The 11,204-nt window shown below is 43.9% G+C and carries 10 protein-coding genes; 6 read left to right on the plus strand and 4 right to left on the minus strand.

Going from position 1 to position 11,204, the window contains the following annotated elements:
* The first annotated feature begins 98 nt into the window (after positions 1 to 98).
* The 3 genes from mrcB (at position 99) to Q4B79_RS04925 (ending at position 5,256) form a co-directional block, all read left to right on the plus strand.
* Positions 99 to 2,474 carry a penicillin-binding protein 1B gene (gene mrcB / locus Q4B79_RS04915; RefSeq protein ID WP_303085315.1) on the plus strand — a complete coding sequence of 792 codons (2,376 nt, stop codon included), beginning with the start codon at positions 99 to 101 and terminating at the stop codon, positions 2,472 to 2,474.
* Positions 2,475 to 2,693: 219 nt separating this feature from the next.
* Complete coding sequence (locus Q4B79_RS04920) at positions 2,694 to 4,283, plus strand: inorganic phosphate transporter (RefSeq protein ID WP_303085316.1); 1,590 nt, start codon at positions 2,694 to 2,696, stop codon at positions 4,281 to 4,283.
* Positions 4,284 to 4,287: 4 nt separating this feature from the next.
* Positions 4,288 to 5,256 (plus strand): tyrosine recombinase XerC, encoded by a 969-nt coding sequence (locus Q4B79_RS04925; protein ID WP_303085317.1) that lies wholly within the window; start codon positions 4,288 to 4,290, stop codon positions 5,254 to 5,256.
* A gap of 4 nt (positions 5,257 to 5,260) precedes the next feature.
* Here Q4B79_RS04925 and Q4B79_RS04930 read toward each other — a convergent pair whose 3' ends face one another.
* Positions 5,261 to 5,869, minus strand: a complete 609-nt coding sequence (locus Q4B79_RS04930; RefSeq protein WP_368500048.1) for a nitrilase-related carbon-nitrogen hydrolase — start codon at positions 5,867 to 5,869, stop codon at positions 5,261 to 5,263.
* A 145-nt stretch (positions 5,870 to 6,014) separates the two neighbouring features.
* Here Q4B79_RS04930 and Q4B79_RS04935 point away from each other — a divergent pair, with 145 nt between their 5' ends.
* Complete coding sequence (locus Q4B79_RS04935; RefSeq protein WP_303085319.1) at positions 6,015 to 6,152, plus strand: hypothetical protein; 138 nt, start codon at positions 6,015 to 6,017, stop codon at positions 6,150 to 6,152.
* A 92-nt stretch (positions 6,153 to 6,244) separates the two neighbouring features.
* On the opposite strand, the gene Q4B79_RS04940 is transcribed toward Q4B79_RS04935, so the two are convergent.
* The 3 genes from Q4B79_RS04940 to Q4B79_RS04950 form a co-directional block, all read right to left on the minus strand.
* Positions 6,245 to 6,607 carry a nitrilase-related carbon-nitrogen hydrolase gene (locus Q4B79_RS04940; protein WP_303085320.1) on the minus strand — a complete coding sequence of 121 codons (363 nt, stop codon included), beginning with the start codon at positions 6,605 to 6,607 and terminating at the stop codon, positions 6,245 to 6,247.
* A 15-nt stretch (positions 6,608 to 6,622) separates the two neighbouring features.
* Positions 6,623 to 7,792, minus strand: a complete 1,170-nt coding sequence (locus tag Q4B79_RS04945; protein WP_303085321.1) for an Mrp/NBP35 family ATP-binding protein — start codon at positions 7,790 to 7,792, stop codon at positions 6,623 to 6,625.
* Between the two features lie 114 nt (positions 7,793 to 7,906).
* Complete coding sequence (locus tag Q4B79_RS04950; RefSeq protein WP_303085322.1) at positions 7,907 to 9,154, minus strand: NnrS family protein; 1,248 nt, start codon at positions 9,152 to 9,154, stop codon at positions 7,907 to 7,909.
* Positions 9,155 to 9,313: 159 nt separating this feature from the next.
* Here Q4B79_RS04950 and queA point away from each other — a divergent pair, with 159 nt between their 5' ends.
* A complete protein-coding gene (gene queA / locus Q4B79_RS04955) occupies positions 9,314 to 10,363 on the plus strand; it encodes a tRNA preQ1(34) S-adenosylmethionine ribosyltransferase-isomerase QueA (RefSeq protein ID WP_303085323.1) in 1,050 nt (349 codons plus the stop codon).
* Positions 10,364 to 10,558: 195 nt separating this feature from the next.
* Positions 10,559 to 11,164 (plus strand): NADH-quinone oxidoreductase subunit A, encoded by a 606-nt coding sequence (ndhC, locus tag Q4B79_RS04960; protein ID WP_303085324.1) that lies wholly within the window; start codon positions 10,559 to 10,561, stop codon positions 11,162 to 11,164.
* Positions 11,165 to 11,204: the final 40 nt, after the last annotated feature.

An 11,204-nucleotide genomic window follows, 5' to 3' on the forward strand; every position in this document is an offset into this window, starting at 1 on the left:
CCAGCAATAATTGTGAAGTTTTTTCATTGTTTTTTCACTTGCCAAAGCTGTTCGTTTAACGCTATGATATAGCGTTCATTGATTGATAAAATTATGCCATGTCAAATTTACGCCAAACATTTCCCAAAAACACCCAGTTACGCCACCAGCAAGGACTGATGATTGTTGGTTCTTTGCTCATTGTGCTTATCATTGCAGGCGTGATTTTTTTGGCGATGTATACTCATCAGCTAAATGCAGAGATTGTCAATAAATTTGAAAATCGCCGTTGGGATATTCCTGCCACCGTTTATTCTCGTCCGCTGACGCTTGGACAGGGTGTGGCGGTCAGTGATGAGCATTTGTCATCGTGGCTGTCGATGCTTGGTTATAGTCAAGGCAACATTACCACCACAGGGCGTTATGTCAAGGAGGGTAATACCTATACGATACACACAAGGGGGTTTGATTATGGCGATGGTCATATTGACCCTGCACAAGTGCTAAAAATTACGCTATCTGCTGGCACGGTTACAAAAATCCAAAGCACAAAGCCAACCACCGATGGCGTGGTACGTCTTGAACCGATTGACATTGGCGGGATTTATCCTGAAAATAACGAAGACCGTATTTTATTAACCAAAGAAAATGTTCCAGCACCACTGGTGAATGCACTCATTGCCACCGAAGATCGTTCTTTTTATGAGCATTATGGCATATCACTGCGTGGCACAACCCGAGCATTGCTCTCAAACATCACAGGGGGTGAGCGTCAAGGTGGTTCAACCATCACCCAACAGCTTATCAAGAATTTTTATCTAAACTCTGAACGCACCCTAAAACGTAAAGCCAACGAAGCCTTGATGGCACTTTTGTTGGAGCGTCATTATAGTAAAGATGCCATTTTACTTGCTTATCTTAATGAGATAAATCTGGGACAAAATGGCAATCGCTCAGTGAATGGCTTTGGGGTGGCATCAAGATTTTATTTTGATAAGCCTTTATCGGAGCTAAGCTTGGAGCAGTATGCCTTACTGGTGGGGATTGCTAAGGGGTCAAGTTATTATAATCCTAGAAAGCACCCAGAGCGGGCATTGGCACGGCGAAACACCGTGCTTCACAACATGCTACTGATGGGTAAAATCAGCCAAGCTGATTATAACGAAGCCAAAGAGCGTCCGCTGGGCGTGGTAAAAGCACCAACCATCGCCAAATCACGTTTTCCTGATTTTTTTGATGTGGTGCATCGTGAGTTAAAGCAATACTACAAAGACAGCGATTTGCGTAATGCAGGATTAAAAATCATCTCCACGCTTGACCCCATTGCACAGATGGCGGCCGATAAAGCCATGAAAGAGAATCTAAACAAAAAAGCGAGCAAAGCCAAAAACCTACAAGGAGCATTGGTAAGTGCCGACCCCACGACAGGGGAGCTGGTGGCAATCGTGGGCAGTGTGGGCGATTTTACAGGGTTTAACCGTGCCATCGACTCAAAGCGTCAGGTAGGCTCACTACTAAAACCTGTCATTTATTTGACCGCTATCCAATCAGGCGAATATCACTGGGCAACGCCTGTCAAGGACGAACCGATTGCCTATCGGACGGGACAGGGTAACTGGACACCCAAAAACTACGGTGGTAAAAGTCATGGCGAAGTACCCATGCTGACCGCTCTTGCCAACTCCTACAACCAGTCAGCGGTCAATGTGGGCATGGATTTTGGGGTAAATACTTTTTCAAGACAGCTTCGTCAGCTAGGTATTGAGGGCAGTATTCCGCCATATCCATCAGTCATGTTGGGGGCGATTGATTTATCGCCGATGGACATGTTAGGGGTATATCAGGTGTTTGCCAGTGGGGGCCATCACACACCCATTCATAGTATTAGGCAGGTCATCAGTGAGCGAGGTCAGGTATTGCAACGCACCGATGACATCATAAAGAGTACCGCGCGCATTCCAGCTGATGTCATGTATGTGGCAAATTTTGGACTACAACAAGTGGTAAAAGACGGCACCGCCAAAGGCATGGGTAAGATTGGTAGCACCTATAAGCTGGCAGGCAAGACAGGGACAACCAATGATGCTCGTGATGCGTGGTTTGCAGGATTTAGCGGTAATTATGTCAGCGTGGTGTGGGTGGGTCGTGATGACAATAAACCCATTGGGCTAACAGGGGGTCAGGGGGCATTGCCGATTTGGGCGGATTATATGAGGCGGCTTAACCTTGCTCCTGTAAACTTTAAACAACCCAAAGGTGTATCATGGCTATGGCTTGATAGTATGACAGGCAAGCGTTCTGATGAGGCATGCGTAGAGGCAATGTATGTACCACTTTTGGAAAAATACGCCCCCAAAGAAAGCACCTCTTGTCTGGATTATACCTATGATGAGCCTGTTAGCGAATCGCTAGATGAGGTGGTAGATGATAATCAAGTCAGCTATGGTGGGGTCGCTGAGGTGGATGATGAGACAGAAGAGGAAGGGGGATTTTAAAAATTTTCTAAATTGGGCGTGCTAAATGGATTTTATAAAATTGGTAAATATGTTAAAATAGAGAAATAACCGCATTGGATTGTTGTGATGCGGTTATTTTTTAAATAACATGTGTCTGATGGCATGGGTTATTTGTGTTGTTAAATTTTATGCGATGATTGTATGACAGAGATTTTGGCAATCAAGCATAAAATGGCATCTTTACCATTGGCGGAATTCATGGTTCATTCAGTAAAACAGTCCACGCCCATGATGGCGAATGTTTTTTTTGCCTTGCTCATGCTTGGCATGAGTGTTTATTTTGTGATGTGGGGCATTGATTATACCAACCACAATCAAATGATGTTATTTTTAGTGGCATCTTTTTTTGGTATTTTTATGGCGTTTAACATCGGTGGTAACGATGTCGCCAACTCTTTTGGTACTTCGGTTGGTGCTGGCACGCTTACTGTAACCCAAGCCCTAGCGGTGGCAGCGATTTTTGAAGTGTCGGGGGCGGTACTCGCTGGGGCTGCCGTTACTGATACCATCCGAAGCGGTATTGTGGATATTGGTGGACTTGATGTTTCGCCCAACCAATTCATCTATTTGATGTTATCCGCCCTAGCGGCAGCAGCGTTTTGGTTGTTATTTGCCACCAAAAAGGGTTTGCCAGTTTCTACCACACACGCCATCATTGGCGGTATTGTGGGTTCGTCCATCGTCTTGGGGGTCAAGATGGGTGGTGCTGAACTTGCGTTTGAGACGGTTAAATGGGGTAAGATTGGCGAAATTGCAATCAGTTGGGTGCTCTCGCCCGTGCTGGGAGGGGCGTTATCTTATGTGATTTATGGGCTTGTCAAGAAAAATATCTTAGCCTATAACGATGACATGGAAATTAAAGTAAAAACCCTTAAAGCTGAGAAAAAAGCCCTAAAAGCCCAACAAAAAGAGCATTTTGAAAATCTGCCAGAAGAGGACAAACTAAGCTACACCAACGCATTGTTGCGAGACCAAGAAATCCACAAAGAAGTAGACAGTGCCGATGAACTAGAAACAGATTATTATAAAAAATTATACGAGCTTGAAAACAGACGTGATGGTCTAGACACCTTAAAAGCCCTAAAAACGTGGGTACCATTCATTGCAGCACTTGGGGCGATGATCATGACAGCGATGGTGGTCTTTAAGGGTCTGCAACACACGGGGCTTAATCTATCTACACTACACTCGGCGTTGGTGATGGGTATGATTGGGGCGATGGTGTGGCTAACCGCCTTTATCTATACCAAAACCATCAGAGGCAAACATAAAGAAGACCTTGCCAAAGCTACTTTTATCATGTTTAGCTGGATGCAGGTGTTTACCGCCTGTGCCTTTGCATTCTCTCACGGCTCAAACGACATCGCCAATGCCGTAGGGCCCTTTGTGGCGATTATGGACGTGATTAAAGAAAACGCCATCAATGCCAAAGCCACCGTGCCTGCTCCTGTGATGGTAACGTTTGGTGTATCGCTCATTGTGGGGCTTTGGTTTATCGGTAAAGAAGTCATTCAAACCGTTGGTACAAATCTTACCGAAATGCACCCAGCGTCTGGCTTTTCGGCGGAGCTTGCGGCGGCGACGGTGGTTATGGTAGCGTCTAGTTTGGGCATTCCTGTGTCAAGCACGCACATTCTTGTAGGGGCGGTCTTGGGGATTGGGCTAGTCAATAAAAACACCAACTGGAAACTCATGAAGCCCATTGGGCTTGCATGGGTAATTACCTTGCCTGCGGCGGCATGCATGAGTGTGGTGCTGTTTATGGTATTGTCAGCGATATTTGGCTAGTGCCATGAGGCTTTCTGCGGTTTTGGGTTCATCACATCATCAGCCTGTGTCTGATGTTGCTGATGATTTTGAGGCGATGGTTGAGCTTTGGCTTGCTTCGTTGGTGCGTGATAATTATTCAGCTCATACCGTGATGGCGTATCGTACTAACATGTATTATTTTGGGGGATTTCTCGCCAGTCAAGGCGTAAATTGGCAAAATTGCGATAAAAAAATCACAGAACAATTTGTGGTGCATAAATTAGAACACGACCGTGTTAAGTCGGTTAGCATTAAACAAAGCCTATCTGCCATCAGCCACTTTTATCAATTTGCCAACCATCATTTATCCACGCCAATAAAAAACCCTACTGATGGCTATCATCTAAAATCATCGCCTAGACCTTTGCCTGCCGTATTAGACATGGACTTGATGACACAACTGCTTGATCAGCCTAAGCCGACCGATGTCAAGCAGGCGAGCCTGTGGGTGCGTGATAAGGCGATGTTTGAGATGATGTATGGCAGTGGGTTAAGACTTTCCGAGTTGGTGGGGCTTGATGTGGGCGATGTGGATTTGTCGGATAAGACGGTAAGGGTGCTGGGTAAAGGCAAAAAAACACGCATCATACCTGTGGGCTCAAAAGCGGTAGAGAGCCTGCTTGATTATTTGCCGTATCATGAGGTATGGGGAGGCGGTCAAAAGGCTTTATTTATCAGCTCAAAGGGGGCACGCCTGACCACCAGAGCGGTGCAGTTACGCCTCAAGGTATGTGCAAAAAGAGCAGGTATAGGACATAACCTATACCCACATTTATTGCGTCATTGCTTTGCCTCTCATGTTTTATCATCAAGTGGCAACTTGCGTGCCGTACAAGAAATGCTCGGTCATGACAGCGTGGCAACCACACAAATTTATACTCACATGGATTTTGGGTCTTTAAATCGCATTTATGATAATGCTCACCCCAGAGCAACCAAGTCCAAAACCTAAACCATCATGTAAAATTTACCGCACAATCAAAAATTGGCATATTTTGACGAATGATGTCTTGGGCGGTTTTATCAAAATCAGCATAGATGATGGCAAACTGACAACAGTCGGCTGTGTTAGTGCTCGCCACGATTTGTCCGTTTGCATTAACCATCATGGCATGCCCCCAAGTTTGACGGCTTTGAGCCTTGCCCTTGTGAGTAAAATGGTGCATGCCACCTTGTGCCGAACCGACCACCAAGCATTGACTATCCAACGCACGAGCGGTTAGTAGCGACTGCCAATGAGTTTGCCCTGTTGTGTGTGTAAAAGCAGATGGCACGGTAATGATGTCCGCCCCCATGCTTCTAAGCTGTCCAAACAGCTTGGGAAATCTAACATCAAAACACACCGTCATGCCTATGCCTACCGACACACCATCAAGGGTACAGCGTGCCACCGCAGGCGTGTTTCCTGCCAAAAAGGTGCGACTTTCATCATAACTGCCAACGCCATCTGCGACCATCGCACGAAAGAGATGGATTTTATCATAACGTTGATGAAGCACGCCCATGTCATTAAACAGTAAACTACTTTGATAGATAAACCCCACCACAATAAACCAACCACACACTCTGCAATAAATGGGATGATTCAAAACAATGTGGGATAAGTTAAGACAGACCAAATTGCAAGGGCGTTACACTGGGTGCAACAAGTTGAGTGGGATATAAATTTTAAGTTTTGGGAAAGACAGGTAAAAATGCCTGTCTTTTTTATTGTCCTATTTTGGGGCTCAAAAGTCGGTAACGGTTGATGATGGCGACACAATGACAAGTTTGTGGCAAGACAAGTTAGCACCGATTGGGGTGGAGTTATTTAGGGGGTATTTGATTGAGTTGATTGACAACCTATAAATGAAATACTATTTTACAATATGCAATAAAAAAGCGTGGCAATTATCACGCTTTTTTTGGGAAAATTTTACGCTTGGCATCAAAAAATGAAATTATCTTGCGCCTAATGCAACAAAACCAAAAAGCGATTTATTGCAAAAACGGGCGAGATTTTTCGCGGCGGGCATCAGATAGAATTTAGCCTCTGTGGGCGTGCCGTCTAGATGGATAGGGCAAGGCAATGTCCCTGCCAAGATATGAACGTGCAAGGTCTTGGCGAGCTCGCCATAAAAGCCCACCATCTCATCAAATCGGCTCGCCAGCTCTGTCTGCGACCCCATCATACAGGCGTTTTCAGGTAGAACGATGAGACCTGCCCCTTCGTGGACGGCAGTTTGGACAGCGGTTTTGATGATGTCGAGGTTTTGGTCGATATTATCTTGGGAGTTTAGCTGAATGTTTGCAATCTTTGGCATTGTCGCTCCATATGTCTAAAAAATCCGTCCGCTTGACCCTTTGTCAAACTTAATGATGTGTTTTTCGATGTTTGCGGCGATGTTTTCATAAAAGGCAGAAAATTCATCATTGATAAGCACGCTTGGTTTGCCCTTATCCATGTTTTCACGAATGGTGCTGGCAAGTGGCAATTGTCCTAATAGGGGAACTTGGTATTTTTCTGCCAAATTTACCCCGCCATCTGCCCCAAATATTGCTTCGACATGACCGCAGTTTGTGCAGGTATGTAGTGCCATGTTTTCGACCACGCCGATGATGGGAATGTCTGTTTTTAGGAACATTTCCATGCCTTTTTGGGCATCTAGTAGGGCGACATGCTGAGGCGTAGTTACGATGATAGCACCTGTCACAGGAATTCTTTGGGCAAGCGTCAAGCTAATATCGCCTGTACCGGGGGGCATGTCGATGACGAGATAGTCAAGTGTGGGCCAGTTGGTTTGGGAGTACAGTTGCATTAAAGCTCCTGTCGCCTTGATGCCACGCCACGCCACAGGCGTGTTTTCGCTCTCGATGAGGTTGCCGATGGAGAGCATGGCAAGAGAATGTGCCTCAATAGGGATAAATTGGTCGTTCTCAACGGTGGGCTTGACCCCAGCGATGCCGAGCATGTCAGGCACGGAAGGTCCATAAATATCTGCATCTAAAATACCGACTTTTTTACCGAGCTTTTGGAGTGCAAGAGCGATATTGACAGTCGTGGTGGATTTACCGACACCTCCTTTGCCTGAGGCAACCACGATGATGTGGCGAATGCGTGGGTGAGGAGGGATATCTGATTGCTTGGAGGCGGATTTGGTGGGGGTAGGTTCGTCTTTGGTGGAGGGAATGGGTGTAAAAGTCTGCACCGACTTGCCATTGTCGGGGGTATTTTGAGGAGGGGCGACTTTGTCGGATAAAACGACATTAAAATTTACCTCCGCCACGCCAAGCAGGTGCAGTCTGGCACGCAGGTCGTTATAGACGGACTCGATGGCATGTTGGTCGGCATCTTTATGGATTTTTAGGGAGATGTTTAGTGTATCATCGCAAATTTCTTTTTGTTCAATAAAGGTAGATAAGGGTTTACCGTACAATTTAAAATCCGCAATCACAAGGTCAATGTCGCTAATGTGGATTTTATTTTTTTTCTTAAAAGGGTTAAACATGGCAATCTCTTTTTTTAAACTTGAATTATTTTAACATATTTTTGCTTTGTTTTGTGGTGTTTGTGTTTAAATTTAAAAGATGTAATATCATGATTGACTTAATACAAATAGCCATTAACCAAATAACCCATCTGTTCGTGGTTTGGATAAAATTCCCACATAAGACACACAAAATAGCATAAATGATAATATCCATGCCATTTGTGAAATGGCAATCCATGACATATAATTTCCCCCAAATATGGGTAATAACACACGACTGATGGCAGAGATAATCATGAGTATAAAAATGGCACTCACGGTTTTTGGTGGGGTGTGAATGTTTCTGCCTGTATGACCCAATGAAACACGAGCCATCATTGCTACTGTCATCAGCCCAATCCCAAATAATGCCAAACCATGTAATCCCAATGAATGAATATTTAATGCACTGTCCATAAATGGATAAATCACAAATAACAATAAACTTGCCGTCATGCCAAAAAAGGCAATAAACAGCGACCATAATAAGGGTTTTTGCCAAATGGCGTGATGATACCAATTTTTAAGGCGTAGTATGTTGGCAATCACACAAATTAAGGCAAATATACTGGCAATTTTGGGAAATTTAATAAACAAATCAAAGATGGCAAACCCAAAAAACCCAATTAAATTGGCTTTATCTAAGATGTTAGAATTTTTTTGCTCCATATTAACGCCATTGGGTTTGCCTGTATTATCCACGCTAATGCCTTTGACAATAAAAAAGGGCAAAACCCGCCTTGCGATGGTAAATACCACGCCAATGACCAGATATAAAGCAAAATATAATGACATTTGTTGCATATTGGTATTATTTAATAATACCCCTGCATAAAATGCCAGATTGGAAAACATTAATAACAGGAGTTTGACAATAATGCCGATTTGGCGTTTTTGCCGAGCTATCCATACCGCTTTGATGACAGAAAATGTACTCATGCCCCAAAAAAGCATATCAAACACAAGAGCGACCATCAGTATGGCGGGGTGGGGCGTGGTGTGTAAACCAAACCACATCATTCGTGCCATTGCCCATGCTCCGAAGATTGCTCCTAGATGCCACCCATAAGGCATGATTTGATTGGTCCATGTTTTTGTTGCTGTCAATAAAAATCCTGCAATGATTGCCAAAGCATAACCAAATATCATCTCATGACCATGCCAATAAAAAGGGTTTAGCGTACCTTTAAAGGGGGTAAATCCTTGTAATATGGCAAACCACAGACCCATACTGATGATGGCAAATAGTGCTCCACCCACAAAAAAAATGCGAAATCCCAAATTGAGGATGGAAAGAGGAGATGTGGGGCGTTTGGATATATTTTGGATATTTACTAGCATGTTTGTACTCACAATAACTCAGTTTTGCGGCATATCTTGTTAGATTGTAACGCAATTTTGGTAAAATATCACAAATAAAATATCATAAAAATTACCAATAAGGAGTATTTTTACCTAAAATTTGTTAGAATAGTTCGTTTTAGATTTGATGGTTGTATGATGGATAAACCTTTACTTGCTGCTGATTTTGATTATCATCTGCCTGATGAGCTGATTGCTCGTTATCCTTTGGCTGTGCGTTCGCATTCTAGGCTTTTGCATGTGCATGATGGCGTGTGTGATGATTTGGTGTTTTCTGATTTGCCAAATTTGCTAAATCAAGGGGATTTGTTGGTTTTAAATGACACCAAAGTCATGAAAGCACGCCTTTTTGGGGTAAAAGACACGGGCGGTGCGGTTGAGGTGCTGATTGAGCGTATCATTAACCATCAAGAACACATTGCTCATTGCCATGTGCGTGCTAGCCGTGCCCTAAAACCAGGTCAAAGGGTAAGTTTGGCAGATGGTCATATGGGGGCGACCATGTGCGGTCGAGATGAGAATCTGTTTGTGTTGCAGTTTGATGCACCGATTTTGGCGGATTTGGAGCGATATGGTCAAATGCCCATACCACCTTATTTTGAGCGAGAGGCGGACGATACTGATGACATGCGTTATCAGACAGTGTTTCATGACCCTGCCAAGCAAGCAAGTGTCGCCGCTCCAACTGCCAGTTTGCATTTTGATGATAAAATCATGCAAGAGTTAAATGATAAGGGCGTGGAGATGGCATTTGTTACGCTTCATGTTGGTGCTGGCACGTTTGCCCCTGTTAAAAGCGATGATTTGACAGGTCATGTCATGCATGCCGAATATGCTCATCTGCCCCAAGCGACCGCCGATAAAATCAATCAAACGCACCAAAACGGCAAAAAAGTTATCGCAGTGGGCACGACCGTAACTCGTGTGTTGGAGACGGCTCATTTGCACCGCGTTAATGGACGATTAACCGAATTTTGTGGCGATACGCAAATTTTTATTTATCCGCCTTATGAATTTGGAGTGGTTGATAGATTGATTACCAATTTTCATTTGCCAAAATCCACACTGTTGATGTTGGTTTCGGCATTTGCAGGTATGGAGCATATTAAGCAAGCTTATGAGCATGCCATTAACCAACAGTATCGGTTTTTTAGTTATGGCGATGCGATGCTATTAGATAAGCCATGATATTAATTTTTTTAATGAAATCAATATCCATTATTATTTAGAAAAGTGGTAATATTGCTTTTTCATATTTTTTGTTACAATTTTAATATTTATAATCAGAAAATGACTTATGGTATTGGACATGTCAACCCCTTAAAAACGTGCTATAATTGACACATTCCAAACAACATTAACTACAAATCACATGAGGTGATTATGTCAGCCCAATGGTCATCCATTGTCTATCTATTGTGTGCAATCGGTCTGGTTGCCTTTATGCTCATTGTTCCACGCCTTTTGGGGGGCAAATCATCAGGTTCACAAAAGCACGAAAACTTTGAAGCAGGCGTGGTCTCCGCAGGTTCTGCTCGTATCCATTTGTCCGCCAAATTTTATTTGGTGGCGATTTTTTTTGTGATTTTTGATTTGGAAGCCTTGTTTTTGTACGCCTATGCCGTCTCGGTGCGAGAAGTGGGCTGGGTCGGCTTTACCACTGCCTTTATTTTTATCGCCATTTTGTTTGTCGGGCTGTTGTACGAATTGAAGCTTGGGGCGATGAACTGGTCGCCTGCCGACAAACGAGGTAAAAAGCCCCGTATTTTGTCTCGTCCTGCCGATTTTGATTTGGCGAGCATTACCGCCTTTACCACGATTGACGATTTGCATACTGACCCCACAGGCAAAGTGCCTGCTCAGTCGTCTGGGCGGATTTTTGCAGGGCAAAAAGACTTGCAAGCGGTACTAGAAAAAGACAAACAAGATATGGCAAATATTGACCATATCAATGACACAGGACGAGTTACGACACAGAAGTTTGATTAGGGATTATCAATGAAAATCACCGCACTTGACCATTTGGTTT

The organism is Moraxella sp., assembly GCF_030525845.1.
Classification (GTDB): Bacteria; Pseudomonadota; Gammaproteobacteria; order Pseudomonadales; family Moraxellaceae; genus Moraxella.